23 protein-coding genes are annotated in these 22,568 nt (G+C 32.5%); 22 read left to right on the top strand and 1 reads right to left on the bottom strand.

Annotated elements, in window-relative coordinates:
- Positions 1-6: 6 nt before the first annotated feature.
- The 16 genes from grpE to recO all read left to right on the top strand — a co-directional run bounded on the left by grpE (position 7) and on the right by recO (position 14,204).
- Entirely contained in the window at positions 7-633 is a 627-nt protein-coding gene (gene grpE / locus KA883_RS01645; protein WP_064208889.1) for a nucleotide exchange factor GrpE, read from the top strand.
- 51 nt (positions 634-684) lie between these two features.
- Positions 685-2,529 carry a molecular chaperone DnaK gene (gene dnaK / locus KA883_RS01640; protein WP_046208137.1) on the top strand — a complete coding sequence of 615 codons (1,845 nt, stop codon included), beginning with the start codon at positions 685-687 and terminating at the stop codon, positions 2,527-2,529.
- 137 nt (positions 2,530-2,666) lie between these two features.
- Entirely contained in the window at positions 2,667-3,797 is a 1,131-nt protein-coding gene (gene dnaJ, locus KA883_RS01635; RefSeq protein ID WP_210139829.1) for a molecular chaperone DnaJ, read from the top strand.
- Between the two features lie 4 nt (positions 3,798-3,801).
- Entirely contained in the window at positions 3,802-4,740 is a 939-nt protein-coding gene (prmA, locus tag KA883_RS01630; RefSeq protein ID WP_046208139.1) for a 50S ribosomal protein L11 methyltransferase, read from the top strand.
- Positions 4,741-4,743: 3 nt separating this feature from the next.
- On the top strand, positions 4,744-5,496 hold the full coding sequence (locus KA883_RS01625) for a 16S rRNA (uracil(1498)-N(3))-methyltransferase (RefSeq protein WP_210139828.1): 753 nt from the start codon (positions 4,744-4,746) through the stop codon (positions 5,494-5,496).
- Between the two features lie 5 nt (positions 5,497-5,501).
- Entirely contained in the window at positions 5,502-6,848 is a 1,347-nt protein-coding gene (mtaB, locus tag KA883_RS01620; RefSeq protein WP_046208141.1) for a tRNA (N(6)-L-threonylcarbamoyladenosine(37)-C(2))-methylthiotransferase MtaB, read from the top strand.
- A gap of 175 nt (positions 6,849-7,023) precedes the next feature.
- Entirely contained in the window at positions 7,024-7,200 is a 177-nt protein-coding gene (gene rpsU / locus KA883_RS01615) for a 30S ribosomal protein S21 (RefSeq protein ID WP_002483157.1), read from the top strand.
- Positions 7,201-7,577: 377 nt separating this feature from the next.
- Positions 7,578-8,270: an NfeD family protein gene (locus tag KA883_RS01610; protein ID WP_438873265.1), complete on the top strand. Its 693-nt coding sequence runs from the start codon at positions 7,578-7,580 to the stop codon at positions 8,268-8,270.
- 6 nt (positions 8,271-8,276) lie between these two features.
- Positions 8,277-9,263 carry a flotillin-like protein FloA gene (floA, locus tag KA883_RS01605; RefSeq protein WP_026034799.1) on the top strand — a complete coding sequence of 329 codons (987 nt, stop codon included), beginning with the start codon at positions 8,277-8,279 and terminating at the stop codon, positions 9,261-9,263.
- Between the two features lie 17 nt (positions 9,264-9,280).
- A complete protein-coding gene (locus tag KA883_RS01600; RefSeq protein ID WP_046208144.1) occupies positions 9,281-9,937 on the top strand; it encodes a hypothetical protein in 657 nt (218 codons plus the stop codon).
- Between the two features lie 335 nt (positions 9,938-10,272).
- A complete protein-coding gene (locus tag KA883_RS01595) occupies positions 10,273-11,220 on the top strand; it encodes a PhoH family protein (RefSeq protein ID WP_046208145.1) in 948 nt (315 codons plus the stop codon).
- A complete protein-coding gene (gene ybeY, locus KA883_RS01590) occupies positions 11,221-11,682 on the top strand; it encodes an rRNA maturation RNase YbeY (protein ID WP_046208146.1) in 462 nt (153 codons plus the stop codon).
- Between the two features lie 8 nt (positions 11,683-11,690).
- Positions 11,691-12,029, top strand: a complete 339-nt coding sequence (locus KA883_RS01585; RefSeq protein WP_046208147.1) for a diacylglycerol kinase family protein — start codon at positions 11,691-11,693, stop codon at positions 12,027-12,029.
- Positions 12,030-12,120: 91 nt separating this feature from the next.
- Entirely contained in the window at positions 12,121-12,525 is a 405-nt protein-coding gene (gene cdd, locus KA883_RS01580) for a cytidine deaminase (protein WP_046208148.1), read from the top strand.
- Positions 12,525-13,424, top strand: a complete 900-nt coding sequence (gene era / locus KA883_RS01575; protein WP_046208149.1) for a GTPase Era — start codon at positions 12,525-12,527, stop codon at positions 13,422-13,424. Before cdd ends, era begins: the two co-directional genes overlap by 1 nt.
- Before the next feature lie 21 nt (positions 13,425-13,445).
- Positions 13,446-14,204: a DNA repair protein RecO gene (recO, locus tag KA883_RS01570; protein ID WP_046208150.1), complete on the top strand. Its 759-nt coding sequence runs from the start codon at positions 13,446-13,448 to the stop codon at positions 14,202-14,204.
- Positions 14,205-14,328: 124 nt separating this feature from the next.
- Here the strand turns inward: recO and KA883_RS01565 are convergent, their stop codons facing one another.
- Complete coding sequence (locus KA883_RS01565; RefSeq protein ID WP_040030033.1) at positions 14,329-15,720, bottom strand: glycine--tRNA ligase; 1,392 nt, start codon at positions 15,718-15,720, stop codon at positions 14,329-14,331.
- 341 nt (positions 15,721-16,061) lie between these two features.
- Here KA883_RS01565 and ccpN point away from each other — a divergent pair, with 341 nt between their 5' ends.
- From ccpN to KA883_RS01535, 6 genes are all read left to right on the top strand, one after another.
- Positions 16,062-16,685 (top strand): transcriptional regulator CcpN, encoded by a 624-nt coding sequence (gene ccpN / locus KA883_RS01560; protein ID WP_075100076.1) that lies wholly within the window; start codon positions 16,062-16,064, stop codon positions 16,683-16,685.
- Positions 16,686-16,699: 14 nt separating this feature from the next.
- The gene (locus tag KA883_RS01555; protein ID WP_046208151.1) at positions 16,700-17,521 is read left to right on the top strand and encodes a pyruvate, water dikinase regulatory protein; all 822 of its coding nucleotides are present in this window, start codon (positions 16,700-16,702) and stop codon (positions 17,519-17,521) included.
- A 46-nt stretch (positions 17,522-17,567) separates the two neighbouring features.
- Positions 17,568-19,352 (top strand): DNA primase, encoded by a 1,785-nt coding sequence (gene dnaG, locus KA883_RS01550; RefSeq protein ID WP_046208152.1) that lies wholly within the window; start codon positions 17,568-17,570, stop codon positions 19,350-19,352.
- Between the two features lie 138 nt (positions 19,353-19,490).
- Positions 19,491-20,597 (top strand): RNA polymerase sigma factor RpoD, encoded by a 1,107-nt coding sequence (gene rpoD, locus KA883_RS01545; protein ID WP_046208153.1) that lies wholly within the window; start codon positions 19,491-19,493, stop codon positions 20,595-20,597.
- Between the two features lie 66 nt (positions 20,598-20,663).
- Positions 20,664-21,344: a tRNA (adenine(22)-N(1))-methyltransferase gene (locus tag KA883_RS01540; protein ID WP_046208154.1), complete on the top strand. Its 681-nt coding sequence runs from the start codon at positions 20,664-20,666 to the stop codon at positions 21,342-21,344.
- Complete coding sequence (locus tag KA883_RS01535) at positions 21,345-22,448, top strand: Nif3-like dinuclear metal center hexameric protein (protein ID WP_046208155.1); 1,104 nt, start codon at positions 21,345-21,347, stop codon at positions 22,446-22,448.
- The last annotated feature ends 120 nt before the right edge of the window (positions 22,449-22,568 follow it).

Raw genomic sequence — 22,568 nt, 5'->3', positions numbered from 1 at the left:
CAGAAAATGACAGAAAAAAATGAATCAGTATTCGATGAAAACGAAAAAACTGAAGATATTAATCAAGAATCACAGAACGACCAAACTACTTCAGTTGAAGATGCTGATGAAATGAATAATGAATCACAAGATAATCTGCAAGAAGAAAATTCTGAAGATACTGAGGCAGATATCGATCCTAAAGATGAAGAAATTCAACAATTAAAAAATAATGTTCAAGAAGAAGAAGAAAAATATTTAAGATTATACGCAGAATTTGAAAATTATAAGCGTAGAATCCAAAAAGAAAATCAAACGATGAAAGCATATAAAGCTCAGGATGTTTTAAATGACATTTTACCGACTATAGACAATATAGAACGAGCTTTACAAATCGAAGGCGAAGATGAGCAATTTAAATCATTACAAAAAGGTGTGGAAATGGTTTATGAAAGCTTATTGAACGCATTGAAAAATAACGGTTTAGAAAAAATTGAGGCTGAAGGTCAACAGTTTGATCCAAATATACATCAAGCTGTAGTACAAGACGACAATCCTGATTATGAATCAGGTCAGGTCACTCAAGAACTACAAACTGGTTATAAATTGAAGGAACGTGTTTTAAGACCTTCAATGGTTAAAGTAAATCAATAGTTATATTGATGAAAATACCAAATTTTCAAAACAAACAGGAGGAATTTAGTTATGAGTAAAGTAATAGGTATTGACTTAGGTACAACAAATTCATGTGTAGCAATTTTAGAAGGTGACGAACCAAAAGTTGTTCAAAATCCAGAAGGTGCTAGAACAACACCATCTGTTGTTGCATTTAAAAATGGTGAAACTCAAGTAGGTGAAGTTGCTAAGCGTCAAGCAATTACTAACCCTAATACGATTCAATCTATCAAACGTCATATGGGTACTGAACATAAAGTAGATGTAGAAGGTAAATCATATACACCACAAGAAATATCTGCGATGGTATTACAAAACCTTAAAAGTACAGCAGAAGATTATTTAGGTGAAAAAGTAGAAAAAGCAGTTATCACTGTTCCTGCATACTTTAATGACAGTGAACGTCAAGCTACAAAAGATGCTGGTAAAATAGCTGGCTTAGAAGTTGAACGTATCATTAACGAACCAACAGCAGCAGCATTAGCTTATGGTTTAGATAAAACTGAACAAGACCAAAAAGTCCTAGTATTTGACTTAGGTGGCGGTACATTCGACGTATCTATTCTTGAATTAGGTGACGGTGTATTTGAAGTACTTTCTACTGCAGGTGATAATAAACTAGGTGGAGATGACTTTGACCAAGTTATTATCGATTATTTAGTAGCAGAATTTAAAAAAGAAAATGGCGTAGATTTATCACAAGACAAAATGGCATTACAACGTCTAAAAGATGCAGCTGAAAAAGCTAAAAAAGATTTATCAGGTGTTTCTCAAACACAAATCTCATTACCATTTATTTCTGCAGGTGAAAATGGTCCATTGCACTTAGAATTAAGTTTAACACGTTCAAAATTTGAAGAATTAGCTGATTCATTAATCAGAAGAACAATGGAACCAACGCGTCAAGCTATGAAAGATGCTGGTATTAGTAGTTCTGATATCGATGAAGTTATTTTAGTTGGTGGTTCAACAAGAATCCCTGCTGTTCAAGAAGCTGTGAAAAAAGAAGTGGGTAAAGATCCTCACAAAGGTGTTAACCCAGACGAAGTAGTAGCAATGGGTGCTGCTATCCAAGGTGGCGTTATCACTGGTGACGTTAAGGATGTAGTATTATTAGACGTAACACCTCTATCATTAGGTATTGAGATTATGGGTGGACGTATGAATACATTGATTGAAAGAAATACTACTATTCCGACATCTAAATCACAAGTGTATTCAACAGCAGCAGATAATCAACCAGCAGTTGATATTCACGTATTACAAGGTGAACGCCCAATGGCTTCTGACAACAAAACACTTGGCAGATTCCAATTGACTGATATTCCACCAGCTCCACGTGGCGTACCACAAATCGAAGTAACTTTTGATATCGATAAAAATGGTATCGTTAATGTTACTGCAAAAGATTTAGGTACTAATAAAGAGCAAAATATCACTATTCAATCAAGCTCTTCACTTTCTGACGAAGAAATCGATCGTATGGTTAAAGATGCTGAGGAAAATGCTGAAGCAGATAAACAACGTCGTGAAGAAAGTGATTTAAGAAACGAAGCAGATAGCTTAGTATTCCAAGTTGAAAAAACAATTACTGATTTAGGTGAAAACATCAGTGAAGATGATAAAAATAATGCAGAAGAGAAAAAAGAAGCTTTAAAATCTGCGCTTGAAGGCGAAGATATTGATGATATTAAAGCTAAAAAAGAAGAATTAGAAAAAGTAGTTCAAGACTTATCTGCTAAAGTTTACGAACAAGCTGCTCAAGCACAACAACAAGCACAAGGTGAACAAGCAAATGGTTCAGATGATAGCAATGTTGAAGATGCTGATTTCACAGAAGTGAACGAAGACGATAACAAAGACGATAAAAAATAAGTTTAGTTATTAATTGCTATTAAAAGCAAAATATGACACAATTGCTTAGCCAAATTAAGTCAAAGTCAATTGAACATTGGCTTTGACTTTTTCCTTTTTAATAAGTAATTTAATCCATCGTAAAAGGAGAGATAAAAGTGGCCAAAAGAGATTATTATGATATCTTAGGTGTCAGTAAAGACGCTTCTAAAGATGAAATAAAAAAGGCTTACCGTAAATTATCAAAAAAATATCATCCTGACATCAATAAAGAAGAAGGCGCAGACGAAAAATTTAAAGAAATCTCAGAAGCATATGAAACATTGAGTGATGGAAACAAACGTGCAAATTATGATCAATTTGGTCATGATGGACCACAAGGTGGTTTTGGCGGCCAAGGATTTGGTGGTCAAGACTTTAGCGGTTTCGGTGGTGGCTTCGAAGATATATTCAGTTCATTCTTTGGTGGTGGACGTCAAAGAGACCCAAATGCACCTAGAAAAGGTGATGACCTACAATATACAATGACTGTTACCTTTGAAGAAGCCGTATTCGGTACAAACAAAGAAATTTCAATTCGCAAAGATGTAACTTGTCATACCTGTGATGGCGAAGGTGCTAAACCGGGTACTAAGAAAAAAACGTGTCATTACTGTAATGGTTCAGGACATGTTGCAGTAGAACAAAATACGATTTTAGGTAGAGTTAGAACTGAAAAAGTTTGTCCAGTATGTAGTGGTTCTGGTCAAGAATTTGAAGAACCTTGTCCAACATGTCATGGTAAAGGTACTGAAAATAAAACAGTTAAAATTAATGTGACAGTACCTGAAGGTGTAGATAATGAACAACAAATAAGATTAGCAGGTGAAGGTGCACCAGGAGAAAACGGTGGACCACAAGGTGATTTATACGTTGTATTTAGAGTTAAACCATCTGAAACTTTTGAAAGAGACGGCGACGATATTTACTTTTCACAAGATATTAGTATTGCGCAAGCAACGCTTGGTGATGAAGTCAAGGTTCCAACCTTAAAAGGTCATGTAATGTTAACAATTCCTGGCGGAACACAATCAGGTAAACAATTCCGTCTTAAAGAAAAAGGCGTCAAAAATGTTCATGGATATGGTTATGGTGACTTGTTTATCAATGTAAAAGTTGTTACACCTACTAAGATAAATGAACGTCAAAAAGAATTGTTAAGAGAATTTGCTGATATTGATGGTGAATCATTAACTGAACAACCATCAAATTTTAAGGACAAAGCAAAAAGATTCTTTAAAGGAGAATAAAAAAATGAACTGGACTGAAATATCAATCACTGCAAATCATGATACGATACCTATTATTTCTAATATTTTAGAAGAATTCGGGTCAAACGGGGTTGTTATCGAAGATTCATTAGATCTTCAAAATGGTTTTGCTGATAAGTTTGGTGAAATTTATGAGTTAAACCCTGATGATTACCCAGTTAACGGCGTAAGGGTTAAAGCTTATTTTAATGAAATGAAGTATACTCAAGACTTTAAAAAAGATCTGATTCATGAAATTAAAAGCATTGAATCTTTGGATACAAACATATTTGAATATCAACAACAAACGATTCAAGAACATGACTGGGAAAATGAATGGAAAAATTATTTTCATCCTTTTAGAGCTTCTGAAAAATTTACGATAGTTCCAAGTTGGGAAACCTATCAAAAAGAAGACGAAGCAGAAATGTGTATTGAATTGGATCCGGGAATGGCTTTTGGTACAGGAGACCACCCAACCACTAGCATGTGTTTGAAAGCGATTGAACACTTTGTAAAGCCAGATGATTCAGTGATTGATGTTGGTACAGGTTCAGGTATACTTAGCATTGCATCATATTTATTAGGAGTAGAACGCATAAAAGCGATTGATGTAGATGAAATGGCTATTAAAGTTGCGAAGGAAAACTTCGAAAAAAATAATTGTGTTAAAGCAATTGAAGCTGTGCCAGGTAATTTACTAACAGAAGAAACTGAAAAATTTGATGTCGTTATTGCGAATATTTTAGCTCATATTATTGAAGAAATGATTGAAGATGCTTATAATACTTTAAATAAAGATGGTTATTTTATAACTTCTGGTATTATAACAGAAAAGCATGAAACAATTTTAGCACAGATGAAGCGTGTTGGGTTTAAAATCATTTCTATTAATCATGAAAACGGTTGGGTATGTATCGTTGGACAGAAAGTGAGCGATTAAGCAATGCAGAGATATTTTATTGACCAAAACGCTGATGTAAATCAGCGTTTTTTTATTACTGATCAAAGTGATATACATCACATTACAAATGTAATGCGATATCAATATGACGATCAAATTATTATTACTTTTTCAGATCAAAAAGTTTATAAATGTAAAATTGAAAATATAACTATGGATCAAATCGAAATTGTATTAATAGAAAAAATGGATATCAATACAGAGTTACCACAACATGTAACAATTTGCAGTGGTTTAATTAAAGCAGATAAGTATGAATGGATGATACAAAAATCAACAGAGTTAGGCGCAAGCCAATTTATTGCTGTTGGTATGCAAAGGTCAGTTGTAAAACTTAATGAAAATAAAGTAACTAAAAAATTAGAACGTTGGCAAAGGATTATAAAAGAAGCTGCTGAACAAAGTTATAGGCTAATTATTCCAGAGATAGAGTATAAGTCGAATTTAAAGGAAATCTATGATATTATTGATGAATATAATTATGTATTGATTGCTTATGAAGAATCTGCTAAGTGTGGGGAAAAAAGTACTTTTAAAGCAGTTGTTCAAAAATTTGAACCTGGTGATCGTGTGTTAATCATTTTTGGACCAGAAGGTGGTTTGTCTGAATCAGAAATTAAGTTATTTGGAAGTTCAGCATATCAAGTCGGTCTAGGTCCTAGGATATTAAGAGCTGAAACTGCACCTTTATACACATTAAGTGCTGTAAGCTTTCAAAAAGATTTATTGGGGTGATATTTATGTCAACGGTTGCATTTCATACATTAGGATGTAAAGTGAATCATTATGAAACCGAAGCAATTTGGCAATTATTTAAAGAAGCAGAATACGAGCGTGTTGACTTTGAAACAAATGCTGATGTATTTGTTATCAATACATGTACGGTTACGAATACAGGTGATAAAAAAAGTAGACAAGTTATCAGACGTGCTATAAGACAAAATCCAGACGCAGTTGTATGTGTTACAGGTTGTTATGCACAAACATCTCCTGCTGAAATTATGGAAATACCTGGTGTAGATATAGTGGTCGGCACACAAGATCGAACGAAGTTAATCGGTTATATCAATGAGTTTAAAAAAGAAAGACAACCAATCAATGGTGTAGGAAACATCATGAAAAATCGTACATATGAAGAATTAGAGGTTCCATACTTTACAGACAGAACAAGAGCTTCATTGAAGATACAAGAAGGATGTAATAATTTTTGTACTTTCTGTATTATTCCTTGGGCACGTGGATTAATGCGTTCCAGAGATCCTGAAAAAGTGATAGAACAAGCAACAACACTTGTAAATTCAGGATATAAAGAAATTGTTTTAACTGGTATCCATACAGGTGGATATGGCCAGGATTTAAAGAATTATAATTTAGCACAATTACTACGTGATTTAGAAACGATAGATGGATTAGAACGTATCAGAATTTCATCAATTGAAGCTAGTCAATTAACGGATGAAGTCATTAGTGTAATTGAACAGTCAAACAAAGTTGTGCGTCATCTGCATATTCCTTTACAATCTGGATCTGATTCAGTATTGAAGAGAATGAGAAGAAAATATACTATGGCTCATTTTTCAGAGCGATTGACGCGTTTACATGAAGCGCTACCTGGATTGGCAGTTACAAGTGATGTCATTGTTGGCTTCCCAGGTGAAACAGAAGAAGAATTCCAAGAAACATATGATTTTATTGTTGAACATCAATTTTCAGAACTACATGTATTTCCGTATTCTTCTAGAATTGGTACACCAGCTGCAAGAATGGATGACCAAGTGGACGAAAATATTAAAAATGAACGTGTACATCGTTTAATTCATTTAAGTGATCAACTGGCTAAATCATATGCATCTAAATTTGACCAAGAGGTACTTGAAGTCATTCCAGAAGAAGTTGGCAGTGAGCAAGGGACTTTAATAGGTTTTGCGGATAATTATATGAAAGTTCAATTTGAAGGTGATGAATCACTGATTGGCGAGCTTGTAAAAATTAAAATTACTCAACCTGATTACCCAATCAATCATGGGGAGTTACTAAGAGTAGTGGATCATGCTACCAATACAACAGAACATTCAATTACTGTTTAAATTTTAATGAACAATGATTTAACTGCAAACATCTTTTGATGGTGTAAAATGAATCATGAAATTAAAATTTTACTAATTGACCACATTAATCAGATATATTATACTAATTAATACATGGTAATTACCGTGTAATGATTATAAAGTTTCGTTGATATTTGGAGGGAGGGAAATACACATGTCTAAAACAGTAGTCAAAAAGAACGAATCACTTGAAGATGCGTTACGTCGTTTCAAACGTACAGTTTCTAAAAGCGGTACAATTCAAGAAGTACGTAAACGTGAATTTTACGAAAAACCTAGCGTTAAACGTAAAAAGAAATCAGAAGCTGCACGTAAACGTAAATTCAAATAATTAATTGTTTCGTTGACTCCCTCAACACCAACATTAATTATAAACCATAATAGCCTTAGTTGTTTATTCAGCTAAGGCTATTATTTTTATATGTTAAGAAAGTGACTATCTATAATCCTTCTCCCTATACAATGATGTCATAAACATTGAAATAACATGATACATATTTAAGAAAACAACCACGTTTACATTATGAACAAATATTAATGTTTACTTCTTTTACAGTAGATTGAAAAAGACTATATTTATATTTCTAGCATTTAATTAAAAATGAATAACATTATGAATTTTATTGTGTAAACGGTATAATCATATATTTATTTCATGTATAATTAAATTGAGAGTGAGGTGATATAGTGATTCCTTCGATAAGCAATATACATACAATCTTTTCAACTAGACTTGTTGAAAACGGAAACTGGATAGACAACGTTTCTAACTTTATTGTTAGTCCAATAGGTGCTTTGATATTAACTTGTATTATCTTCTTAGGCTTTTTGTATCAGTTATATTCAAATAGGATAAATATTATCGGAATTATATCAACATTAGCGTTATTCATCTTCTTTTTAGGATTTTTTATAAAAGGCGATGTTAACTTTTATTCAGTTGTCTTATTTGCTATTGGTGTGATATTCGTCATTATTGAATTATTTGTAGTAGGTGCAGTTATAGGCATTATAGGTATGGCATTAATCGTTTTTAGTATTGTTACTTTAGGTGACAATTTAGTGTACATGATTGCTAATGTTGTCGTTGCCTTAATATTATCAATCATAGAGTGGGTGATACTTGTGAAATTTTTCAAACGTAAAATACCGTTTTTAGATAAAGTTGTATTGAAGGATTCTACAAATGCAGAAGCAGGTTATACATCACATGAAGATCGCTCTCATTTAGTTGGAGAAGTTGCAGTTACATCTACAGATTTAAGACCAGCAGGAATTATTATTTATAACGATGAACGTATCGATGCAGTTTCAGACGGTTCTTTTATATTACGCAATAAAAAAGTAACTATTCTTGAAGTTGAAGGTACCCGAGTTGTTGTGAGAGAAATAGAAACATAAAGGAGAATGAGTATGATTGGAATTTTAATTATAGCAGTTATAGTCGTAATTGCATTATTGTTATTATTTTCATTTGTACCTGTTGGATTGTGGATTTCAGCAATCGCAGCGGGTGTAAAAGTAGGCATTGGTACCCTAGTAGGAATGAGATTACGTAGAGTTTCTCCACGTAAAGTAATATCACCTTTAATTAAAGCTCATAAAGCAGGATTAAACTTGACAACAAATCAACTTGAATCACATTATTTAGCAGGTGGTAATGTTGATCGTGTTGTTGATGCAAATATCGCTGCACAAAGAGCAGATATTAATTTACCTTTTGAGCGTGGTGCAGCTATAGACTTAGCTGGCCGTGATGTGTTAGAAGCTGTTCAAATGTCTGTAAACCCTAAAGTAATTGAGACACCATTTATCGCTGGTGTAGCTATGAATGGTATCGAAGTTAAAGCAAAAGCAAGAATTACAGTACGCGCAAATATTGCAAGATTGGTCGGTGGTGCTGGAGAAGAAACAATTATTGCACGTGTTGGTGAAGGTATTGTATCTACAATTGGTTCTAGTGAACATCACACACAAGTGCTTGAAAACCCTGATAATATTTCTAAAACAGTTTTAAGTAAAGGTTTAGATTCAGGCACAGCTTTCGAAATCCTATCGATTGATATTGCAGACGTAGACATTAGCAAAAACATCGGTGCAGACTTACAAACTGAGCAAGCGCTTGCTGATAAAAATATCGCACAAGCAAAAGCCGAAGAACGTCGTGCAATGGCAGTAGCACAAGAACAAGAAATGAAAGCAAAAGTACAAGAAATGCGCTCTAAAGTTGTTGAAGCGGAAGCAGAAGTTCCACTAGCTATGGCCGAAGCATTGCGTTCAGGAAATCTTGGTGTGAAAGATTATTATAATCTGAAAAATGTTGAAGCAGATACTGGTATGAGAAATTCTATTAACCAACGTACAAAAAAAGAAGATGATGAATCACCGGAATAATAAATAGGGGTGATTAAATGAATATAGGTATTATTATCTTTGTAGTATCTGTCATTTTTACAATAATTGGAGCTATTAACGATGATAGTCATAAAAAACGAAAAAAACAACAACCGCCATCTAACAAACAGCCAAATCAATCTGAAGCACCACCACAAAAACGTGGTTTCCTTGAAGAAATCGGTAAAACATTTTCTGAGTTAGAAAAACAATTTAATGATGGTCCTTTTTCTCAAGAAGAACATACACCAAAGCAGAATAAACCTGCTGAGACACGAGCTGAAAAGATGGAAACTGAGACACCTCAACAAGAATCATCATCAGCTCCTAAACATAATGAAACAGAAGCTGAAAAAGTAAAACGTGAGCAAAAGCAACAAGATGATAAACTTAAAAAAGAGCTTGAAGCTGATTTAATGGGTCAAATAGAAGACGTGCGTAATGAGATTGATCGTGAAACTGAGAAAAAAATACAAAGAACTGAGAAAAAAGCACGAGATATTATTTCTGATAAATATTTATCAGAGAGAACTAAGCGTTATCGTTTAAAACAGTTAATGAATGCGCATTCTGTTCAAAGCTCTGGCACAAATGCTCAATATAGATTTGCAGATGATGAAGTTGTTAATGGCATTATTTGGTCTGAAGTTTTAGAACGACCAAAACAATTATAAATTTATTTAAACTCAACTTATAAAGTTAGAATCTTGACTTTGTGAGTTGAGTTATTTTTAATTTCAAAGTATTTAATGCTTGATAAATTTCACGCAGTCTATCACAATGCTTTGCTTTACATAAAAATAACAATTAATGTCAATTTTTAATTCACTTTGAAATAATATGAGATTATTTCATGATATAATAATATTGAAGTTGCAGTATGATTTATTCAAATTATTATTTTTATAATAATGCTTATTTCATATCATGCATCATAATTATTTTTTGTAACTTAAAATCTAATAGGATAAAATAATAGAAACGAATATATTTGTAAAGGAGCAACTATATGCCTGGAATTATTCAAATAGATGACATCAATGAAGCACAAGCACTCATTGGTAACAATGATGAAAATCTAAAATCAATAGAAGAGGGATTTGATGTCATAATACATGCTCGAGGACAAGAAATAGCCGTTAAAGGTGAAAAAGTTGAGCATGTAGAACAAGCAGAATCAGTACTAATTAATTTATTGAAAGTCATACAGCAAGGCGTTACAATATCGCTCAAAGATGTAGAAGCTGCTGTTAAAATGGCAAAAAATGGTACGATTCATTACTTATTAGATTTATATGAGGACGAAATTACTAAAGATGCGTTTGGTAAAACAATAAGGGCTAAAACTATGGGGCAAAGACTTTACGTCAATGCTATGTATCATAATGACTTGGTATTTGGTGTTGGACCAGCAGGTACTGGGAAAACATTTTTAGCTGTTGTTTATGCTGCCAAGCAATTACGAAAGGGTAATGTTAAACGTATCGTCTTGACTAGACCTGCAGTAGAAGCTGGGGAATCATTAGGATTCTTACCTGGTGATTTGAAGGAGAAAGTTGATCCTTATTTACGTCCATTATATGATGGTTTAAATACCGTTTTAGGAAGAGAACAAACTGCTAGATTTATCGAGCGTGGTGTTATAGAAATAGCACCGTTAGCATATATGCGAGGGAGAACGCTTGATGATGCATTTGTTATTTTAGATGAAGCACAAAACACTACACATGCTCAAATGAAAATGTTCTTAACAAGGTTAGGTTTTGGATCGAAAATGGTTGTTACCGGTGATAAGACACAGATTGATTTACCTAAAGGTGTTAAAAGTGGTCTTAAAGAAGCAATAGCAAAGTTACACAATGTAAAAGGTCTAAGTATCCATCATTTAGACCAAAACGATGTTGTGCGTCATCCACTTGTAAGTAAAATAATTGATCGCTATGAGGGAGAAGAATAAATGTTCACTATAGATTTTAATGATCATACTAAATTAGTCGATAAAAAATGGTTTAAGCAAATAGACGACCTTCTTTCTTTTGCAAAAGAACAAGAAGGCATAGAAAATGATGCCGAATTATCTGTGACATTTGTAGATAAAGTGGAAATTCAACAAATTAATAAAATGTATCGAGATAAAGATAAGGCGACAGATGTAATATCCTTTGCATTAGAGGAAGATGAACCTGAAATCAGTGGGTTAGATATACCAAGAGTACTCGGAGATATTATCATATGCACTGAAGTTGCTCAATCACAAGCAGATGCATATGGGCACTCTTTTGAAAGAGAACTTGGTTTTCTCGCGCTTCATGGCTTTTTACATTTATTGGGTTATGATCATATAAATGAAGCTGATGAAAAGGTAATGTTTGGTCGACAAGATGAAATTTTAAATGCTTATGGATTGCCAAGAGATTAGAGATAGTTATGAAACGTTTTAAGTACGCTTTTCAAGGTTTACTGGTCCTCTTTAACAAAGATAAAAAGTTTTTAATCCACATTATTTTTGCATGTTTTGCAATTTTACTGAGTTTTTATTTTAAAATAAATATAGTTGAATGGTTTTTAATCATCATCGCTATAGGATTTGTGTTAACTTTTGAAGCCATGAATACAGCACTAGAATATGTAGTGGATTTGATTACAGATGAATATCATGAACTTGCAAAGAAAGCTAAAGACACTGCAGCTGCTAGTGTTATGCTTGCTTCGATAATTGCGTTGGTAATAGGACTTATTGTTTTTTTACCATATTTTATAAAATAGAAAATACGATTTTTAATCTATCTATATATTAAGCAACATTTAGTTTGGAAAAATACTATAATAATTAAAAATTGAATAGGAGTGTTAAATTATGGCTTACCAACCCGATTATTTCAAGGAAGTAAGAACAGCACAAAGCAAAGCTTATGCGCCATACAGTAATTTTAAAGTAGGTGCGTACTTAATTACGAAAGATGGTAAAACTTATCACGGCGCAAATGTAGAAAATGCCGCTTATCCATTAGGTATATGTGCAGAAAGATCAAGTCTGGTTGCAGCTATTGCTGATGGATATCGACCTGGCGATTTTGAATCAATCACTGTAACCGTTGATGCAGAAACACCTTCTTCGCCATGTGGTTCTTGTAGACAGGTTTTAAAAGAACTTTGTGATGACGAAATGCCTGTATATATGACTAATCACAAAGGTGACATGATTCAATCTACAGTTAGTGATTTATTACCTCTAGGATTTTCTGGAAAGGATTTAAAATAATGACAGCACATAAATCAGGATTTGTAACAATAATTGGTAGACCTAATGTAGGTAAATCTACCTTTGTTAATCGCGTCATCGGACATAAAATTGCTATTATGTCTGATAAAGCACAAACGACAAGAAATAAAATTCAAGGTGTCATGACTCAAGAAGATGCACAAATTATTTTTTTAGATACACCGGGTATACACAAACCTAAACATAAATTAGGCGACTATATGATGCGTGTTGCAACAAACACACTATCTGAAATTGATGCCATTATGTTTATGGTTAATGTTAATGAAGATATTGGTCGAGGCGATGAATACATAATGGAAATGTTGAAATCAGTCAAGACACCAGTGTTTTTAGTGTTAAATAAGATTGACCTCGTCCATCCGGATGAGCTCATGCCAAGAATAGAAAAATATAAAAAATATATGAATTTCACCGAAATTGTCCCTATATCTGCTTTAGAAGGATTAAATGTTGAGCATTTTATCAATGTTATTAAATCATATTTACCTGAAGGGCCAAAATACTATCCGGATAATCAAATTTCTGATCACCCAGAACAGTTTGTAGTGAGCGAACTCATTCGTGAAAAAATATTACACCTAACGAATGAAGAAATTCCACATGCGATAGGCGTCAATGTTGATCGTATGATTAAAGAAGATGAAGAACGTGTGAGGATTGAAGCAACGATTTTTGTAGAACGTGATTCACAAAAAGGAATAGTGATTGGTAAAGGTGGTAAAAAACTTAAAGAAGTAGGGAAAAGAGCACGTCAAGATATTGAAGGCTTGTTGGGGTCTAAAGTGTACTTAGAACTATGGGTAAAAGTTCAAAAAGATTGGCGAAATAAAGTAAACTTTATTCGTCAAATGGGCTATTTAGAAGATCAAGATTAAGTTGAGAGTCGGTGAGCTAAAATGTTAATCAAACAAAAAGGTATCATTATTAAAACGGTTGATTATGGCGAATCCGATAAAATTATTACAATTTTAAATGAATACGGTGCAAAAATTCCACTTATGGTTCGCCGTGCCAAAAAGAGCAAGAGTGGTTTGCAAGCTAATACGCAATTATTTGTTTATGGCTTGTTTATTTATTCTAAGTGGAAAGGCATGGGAACTTTAAGTTCAGTAGATGTCATCGATCAAAATTATCATCTTCGATTAGATATTTATGAGAGTAGTTATGCTAGTTTATGTACTGAAACGATAGATCGATCTATTGATAATGATGAACTGTCACAGTTTAGCTACGAATTATTACATTTTGTATTAGATAAAATTAAAAGTGGTGTATCCGCACAGTTGATGTCGGTAATTGTATTAATTAAATCAATGTCAAAGTTTGGGTTTAGCGCAATTTTCAATCATTGTGTAGTCACTGGTGATGATGACCAAGCTAAACTCATTGGCTATAGTTTTAAATTTGATGGTGCAATTTCAAATCATGCAAAATCTCAAGATCCAAATGCTTTACTACTATCCAATAAAACGCTTTACTTATTAGATGTGCTACAAAATTTACCTATCAGTAAAATGAACGCCTTGAGTATACATCAAGATATTATTAATGAAATGTCGCAATTAATGATAATGTTATATAGTGAATATGCAGGTATGTATTTCAAAAGTCAAAAGCTTATTAATCAATTACAAAGATTAGATCATTCAAATTAATATAGTCAAAATTAATGAGAAATAAATTTTTATAAGTCAAAAACGTCAATTTCTATAAATTATATAGAAATTGACGTTTTCATTTTGTACTATTATTTTCAAAGTATAACTTGAAAAAGTAAAATTAAAATTTCACTTTTTCAGTTAAGAAACTTTCTAATTCAGCAATCGGCATACGTACTTGTTCCATCGTATCTCTGTCACGTACAGTTACTTGTTGATCTTCTAGTGAATCAAAGTCAAATGTTATACAGTATGGTGTACCGATTTCATCTTGACGGCGGTAACGTTTACCAATTGATTGTGATTCATCAAAATCAATTGCAAAGTTTGCACTTAATTGTTCAAATATTTTAATTGCATCACCAGATAATTTTTTACTTAATGGTAAAACAGCAGCTTTATAAGGTGCTAATGCAGGGTGGAAGTGTAATACAGTTCTTGAATCCTTACTACCTTCAACACCTTCTTCAGCATACGCATCACAAAGGAATGCTAATGTAACACGGTCTGCACCAAGTGATGGTTCAATACAATATGGAAGGTATTTTTCACCTGTTTCTTGATCATGATATTGGAAATCTTCACCAGAATGTTCGCTGTGTTGTTTTAAATCATAATCTGTTCTACTTGCAATACCCCATAATTCTCCCCAACCGAATGGGAAACGATATTCTATATCAGTTGTTGCATTTGAGTAGTGGGATAATTCATCTGCATCATGGTCACGTAAACGTGTTGCCGATTCACTTAAATTTAAGTCTTTTAACCATTGGCTAGCAAAAGTTTTCCAATAATTTTGCCATTCTATTTCTTCACCAGGTTTACAGAAAAATTCTAATTCCATCTGTTCAAATTCACGTGTTCTAAAGATGAAGTTACCAGGTGTAATTTCATTACGGAATGATTTACCGATTTGACCAATCCCGAATGGCAATTTTTTACGCATTGTACGTTGAACATTTTTGTAATTGACAAAAATACCTTGCGCAGTTTCAGGACGTAGGAAAATTTCATTTGTAGAATCTTCCGTCACACCTTGGAAAGTTTTGAACATTAAGTTAAATTGACGAATATCTGTCCAATTAGCAGTTCCACTTACAGGACAAACAATACCTTCTTCATCAATAATACGTTTCATTTCATCGAAACTTAAACCATCGGCTACGAAATTTTCGTCTCCTTTTTCATTCGCCATGTAGTCTTCTATTATTTTATCTGCACGATAACGAATTTTACTATCTTTATTGTCTATCATTGGATCGTTAAAGTTTCCTAAATGACCAGATGCTTCCCAAGTTTTTGGATTCATTAAAATTGCTGCATCAATCCCTACATTATATGGAGATTGCGTGATAAATTTTTGCCACCATGCTTTTTTAATATTATTTTTTAATTCTACACCTAATGGGCCATAGTCCCACGTATTTGATAAACCACCATAAATATCACTGCCAGGGAATACAAATCCTCTGTGTTTTGCTAACTGAACAATTGTTTCCATATCTTTTGCCAAAAAAAACACTCCTTTTAACATAAAAACGCCCCAAGACAAAGAAAAAGAAAAAAACTTAATCATTGCCTTGGGACGAGTTAATTATTTTTAATCACATATAATTATGTGTTTTTAATAAAATATTATTAACCCGCGGTTCCACCCAATTTAGTGAGTACACTCGCCTTTGAAACTTCTTTTTAAATTTTTAGCCAATTGTTATGTTAAGCTTTCACCACCCTTAACTCGCTTTAAATATAATTTTAATGTATTGGTTGATTATTAGCAAGTAAATATATGTATTTGTAGCAATTTATAATTCAATGTATAATTAAATGTAATGAGTAAAGGGGTGAAGTCTTATAGAACTGAATAAAAGACAACAACAAATTGTTGATATTGTCAAAAATAATGGACCTATTACTGGTGAACATATAGCAGAACATCTTAGTCTTACAAGAGCGACCTTGAGACCAGATTTAGCAATACTTACAATGTCTGGTATTTTAGAAGCACGCCCACGCGTAGGCTACTACTATTCTGGAAAACCCAAAAATAAATTAATTGCTGATCAATTAAAACAATATATTGTTAAAGATTATGCGTCACACCCTGTAGTAGTGAAAAGTGAAATGTCAGTTTATGATGCGATTTGTACTATATTTCTAGAGGATGTTAGTACGTTATTTGTTATAAATAATGAAGGAGATTTTATAGGCGTTTGTTCTCGGAAGGATTTATTACGTGCTTCGATGATAGGTAAGGATATACATACTATGCCTGTTAATATTATAATGACTCGTATGCCTAATTTAAGCTTTGTATTGGAAGACGAACGTGTCATATTTGCTGCAAACCTAATGATTGAAAAGGAAATTGATTCTTTACCAATTGTGAATAAAAAAGAAAATGGAAAATATGAAGTGAAGGGCCGTATTTCTAAAACAACAATTACTAAAATTTTTGTCTCTTTACTAAATGAATAGGTGGTATGTATTAAATGGAAAATATTAAAATTATTGTTGCTTCTGACTCAGTAGGTGAAACTGCTGAACTTGTAGCAAGAGCATGTATTTCACAATTTAACCCAAATCAATGTGAAAGTGAAATTAGTAGGTATCCGTATATAGAAGCTTTAGAAAACGTAGATGAGGTAATCTCAGTTGCTAAAGATACTGAAGCGATAGTTGTTTATACATTAGTTAAACCAGAAATAAGAAAGTATATGGAAGCAAAAATTAAAGAATTTCAAATTAAATCTGTAGATATTATGGGCCCATTGATGAATATATTATTAGATAAAATAGATGAGCAACCATATTTTGAACCCGGACTCGTGCACCAATTAGATGAAGCATATTTTAAAAAAATTGACGCTATAGAATTTGCAGTAAAATACGATGACGGTAAAGATCCAAAAGGTTTAGATAAAGCTGATATCGTTCTATTGGGCATATCTAGAACTTCAAAAACGCCTCTTTCACAGTATCTTGCACATAAAAGTTATAAGGTGATGAATATTCCTATTGTGCCAGAAGTCACACCCCCAGATAATTTATTTAATGTTGATACTTCAAAATGCATTGCCTTAAAGATAAGTGAGGATAAATTAAATCGCATCAGAAAAGAAAGATTAAAGCAATTAGGCTTAGGTGATAGTGCAAGATATGCTACCGAGCAACGTATTGAAGAAGAATTAAATTATTTCAATGAATTAGTTGAAAAAATTGGATGTCCTGTTATAGACGTAACTGATAAAGCGATTGAAGAAACTGCAAATGACATCATTAGTATTATTGAGCAAAACAGTTTCTTAAAATAAGAATTTCTATTATAATATTATAACTACTGTCTAATAGGTGATAATTTTGCGAATTGAACAAGCAACCATTAATGAAATAAAAGAAAAAACAGATATTCTCGATTTAGTAAGTGAATACGTTAAATTAGAAAAAAGAGGGCGCAATTACATTGGGTTGTGTCCTTTTCATGATGAAAAAACACCGTCATTTACTGTTTCTGAAGATAAACAAATTTGCCATTGCTTTGGTTGTAAAAAAGGAGGAAACGTCTTTCAATTCACTCAAGAAATTAAAGACGTTTCTTTTACTGAAGCTGTAAAGTTATTAGGTGAACGTGTAAATATTGAAGTGGAAACACCTCAAGCAACGTCAGAACAGCATACTAATCATCAAATTGCTTCTGAAGATTTGCAAATGATTGAGATGCATGAATTAATGCAAGATTACTATCATTATGCATTAAAAAAAACCGTTGAAGGAGAAGCAGCGTTAAACTATTTAAAAGAACGTGGGTTTACAGATGAACTCATAGATCGTCGGAAAATAGGTTATTCACCTAAAAATGCACATTTTTGCCATGACTTTTTACAGAAAAAAGGTTATGATATTCAATTAGCATATGAAGCGGGTTTATTGTCTAGGAATGAAGAGAATTTCAGCTATTATGATCGTTTCAGGGATCGAATTATGTTTCCATTATCAAATGCACAAGGTCGAACAGTTGGTTATTCAGGAAGAACATATACAAATCAAGAGCCTAAATATCTCAATAGTCCTGAAACACCGATATTTCAAAAAAGAAGATTGTTATACAACGTTGATCAAGCTAGAAAAGCAATTCGTAAAAATGATGAAATTATACTACTTGAAGGTTTTATGGATGTGATAAAAGCTGATTACGCAGGTTTGCATCAAGTTGTGGCAAGTATGGGAACTCAGATTTCACAAGAACATATCGCATTTATGAAAAAACTCACTTCAAATGTGACATTAATGTTTGATGGTGATTTTGCGGGTAGTGAGGCCACTTTAAAATCTGGGCAAATATTATTGCAACAAGGATTTAATGTTTTTGTAGTTCAACTACCAAAAAACATGGACCCGGATGAGTATATTGGAAAACACGGTGCAGATGCGTTTAATTATTTTGTGGAACATGAAAAAAAAGCATTTATTCTTTATAAAGTCCATATGCATCAAGAAGAAATAGAAAATAATGATTTAGCATATGAAAGGTATTTAAAAGAAATCACAAATGATATTTCATTAATGAAGTCATCGATTTTACGCAAAAAGATATTGCAAGACGTGTCAGAATTGTTTAAAGTAAGCATGGATAGTTTAAATAATGAAGTAGGACTACGTGAAGATTATTATCAACCACAGTCATATCAAATGCCTAGTGTGCCACAATTCACTCATTTAAATAAGCAAGAAAAAGCAGAACGTGCTTTATTAAAACATTTTATGAATGATAAGGATATTTTTTTAAATTATCATAAATTACTTCAAACAGAAGACTTTACAAATCAGTATTTTAAGCGTATATTTAATGTTTTACATGAGTTTTATTCTGAGAATGATACGTTTAATATTAGTGATGTTTTACAATATATCGATACAAATGACATTAAAGAAGCATTTATATCATTGGATAACTATTTGATAAATGAAGAACCATATGAACATGAAATCGATGATTATTTAGACACACTTTTAACAAATAGAAATGAAGAAACGATTGAATCGCTTAATCAAAAGTTACGGGAGGCTTCTAGATTAGGTGATTTAGAGTTGCAGAAATATTACCTAGAAAAAATTGTAAACTTCAATAAAAATAGAATGAATTAAATTAAAAATGAATATATCTGTAGATTATTGGGTTTAACAACTTGAATAAACCGTATGATTTATGGGTAGATAGTATTAAGATTATCTATCAAATGATATCATGGTTTCAAGTTGATATTATATTCGGGAGGCCTTTTCATGTCTGGAAATAAAGTTACACTTAAAAAGCAAACAATAGACCCATCTCTAACTTTAGAAGATGTAAAAAAACACTTAATTGAAAAAGGTAAAAAAGAAGGGCATCTTAGCCATGAAGAAATTGCAGAGAAATTGCAAAACTTCGAGATGGATTCTGATCAAATGGACGAACTATTTGATCAATTAACAGATAACGATATCAGTTTGGTAAACGAAAAAGATAGTTCTGACAAAGATGCAAAATTAAATCCTAATGATTTAAGTGCTCCTCCAGGTGTTAAAATTAATGACCCTGTTCGTATGTATCTTAAAGAAATCGGACGTGTCGATTTATTAAATGCGCAAGAAGAAATAGAATTGGCGAAAAGAATTGAACAAGGGGACGAAGTTGCTAAGTCAAGATTAGCTGAAGCAAACTTGCGTTTAGTAGTCAGTATAGCCAAAAGATATGTTGGTCGTGGCATGCTTTTCTTAGATTTAATTCAAGAAGGTAATATGGGCTTAATAAAAGCAGTTGAAAAGTTCGATTTTAATAAAGGATTTAAATTTTCAACATATGCGACATGGTGGATACGTCAAGCAATAACACGTGCTATTGCAGACCAAGCTCGTACAATACGTATTCCAGTGCATATGGTAGAAACAATTAATAAATTAATCCGTGTACAAAGACAATTATTACAAGATTTAGGTCGTGATCCAGCACCAGAAGAAATTGGTGAGGAAATGGATTTACCACCAGAAAAAGTAAGAGAAATATTAAAAATAGCTCAAGAGCCAGTTTCATTAGAAACACCAATTGGTGAAGAAGATGACAGTCACTTAGGTGATTTTATTGAAGACCAAGAAGCCCAAAGTCCATCTGATCATGCAGCTTATGAATTATTAAAAGAACAACTGGAAGATGTCTTAGATACATTAACAGATAGAGAAGAAAATGTACTGCGCTTACGTTTTGGACTTGATGATGGAAGAACACGTACACTAGAAGAAGTAGGCAAAGTCTTCGGCGTTACGAGAGAACGTATTCGTCAAATTGAAGCTAAAGCATTGAGAAAATTAAGACATCCGAGTAGAAGTAAACGTCTTAAAGACTTTATGGACTAATTTTTCAGCTCTTTTGTACCTAGTCGTACAAAAGAGCTTTTTACATTTACATAGAGGAGCGCTTTTATGGTTATATTAAATCAAAGATTAAAAAAAGTAAGTACATATATAATAGGTGATTGTTTAGCGGATATTGGTTCAGACCATGCATACCTTCCGATTTATGCGATTGAAAACAATTTAGTCAAAAATGCAATTGCTGGAGAAGTTATCCAAGGACCGTTTGAAGCTTCGAAAAAAAATGTTGTGGAACATGAGTTAAGTAATCATGTCGATGTTAGACTAGGTGATGGATTGTCGATATTACAGTCAAATGATCAAGTTAATTCCATCACTATATGTGGTATGGGTGGACCGTTAATAGCTAAAATCCTTCAAGAAGGTAAAGAAAAATTAACTGCCCATCCGAGGCTTATTTTACAAAGTAATATACAATCTAGTGCGATTAGAAATTTGTTAGATTCCATGCATTACAAGATTATTGAAGAAGTTATTTTAGAAGAAAAAGGTCATATATATGAAATAATAGTGGCAGATTATTTTGAACAACAAACACAAAGACTTACTAAATCAGAAATAAAGTTTGGACCGATTTTATTAAAAAAGAAACATGAATTATTTTTTAAAAAATGGGAAAGAGAACGACAGGCATTGCAAAAAATCAAAGATCAATTGAATACTGAAAAACATCGTGAACGGCTAAATGAAATTAACAACGAAATCAATTTAATTAATGAGGTGTTGTAAATGAAAATTAAAACGTTACTCCAAGTAATAAATCAGCATGTACCATTTGAAACTGCAGAGTCATGGGATAATGTCGGCTTGTTAATCGGAGACGAATCTGCTGAAATTTCAGGTGTTTTAACCGCGCTAGATTGTACCAATGAAATTGTTGATGAAGCAATAAACCAAGGTTTCAATACAATTATTTGTCATCATCCACTTATATTTAAAGGTGTTAATAATATCATTCAACAAGAAGGCTATGGTGCTATCTTACGAAAATTAATTAAAAATGATATTAATTTAATTGCTTTACATACAAATTTGGATGTTTATCCAAAAGGTGTTAATGCAATGTTAGCAGAAAAGCTTCAATTGAAGAACCAACATATTTTAAATCCAGAAACTTTAAAATACTATAAGGTACAAGTGTTTATACCTGAAGAGAATCTTAAAACATTTAAAGATGCATTGAGTGATGCAGGTTTAGCTGAAGAAGGAAATTATAAATATTGTTTCTTTGAAAGTTCAGGGAATGGACAATTCAAGCCTACTGGTAGTGCCAACCCACATATTGGCTCAATAGATAAAATTGAAGAAGTAAAAGAATTTAAATTAGAATTTATGATTGAAGCATATCAAAAAGATTTAGCAGAACAATTAATTAAAAATAATCATCCATACGAAACACCAGTTTTTGATTTTATAAAAATGGAAAAAGAAGCGAATTATGGTTTAGGTATGATTGGTGATTTAGAATCCGAGATGGATATATCTACATTTGTGAAGCATGTCAAAGCGAATTTGGCAATGCCAAGTGTAAGATATGTTGGTAATTTAGATCAAATTATTAAGAAGGTTGCGATTATTGGTGGTTCCGGTATTGGATTTGAGACTCAAGCCGCTCAACAAGGTGCAGATATCTTTATCACTGGTGATATTAAACATCATGATGCATTAGATGCAAAAACTGCTGGTATTAACTTATTAGATATTAACCATTATAGTGAATATGTAATGAAAGATGGTTTGTGTAATTTATTAATAGATTGGTTTAACCCAGATGATATTACTTTTGAAATTAAGTCATCTAACCTCAACACAGATCCATTTAATTATTTATAATTGCCATGCATGTTACTATCAAGAAATAAAATTTATTTTAGTCAATGACTAGTAATCTTTTTCTAGGCTGTGCATCCTTATGTTCCAGCTTCACTTACATTTAAATTATATTTGATAACT

The organism is Staphylococcus sp. GDY8P54P (assembly GCF_017892645.1).
In the GTDB taxonomy this organism is placed as follows: domain Bacteria; phylum Bacillota; class Bacilli; order Staphylococcales; family Staphylococcaceae; genus Staphylococcus; species Staphylococcus ureilyticus.
This window is presented reverse-complemented; position numbering and strand designations above follow the sequence as displayed.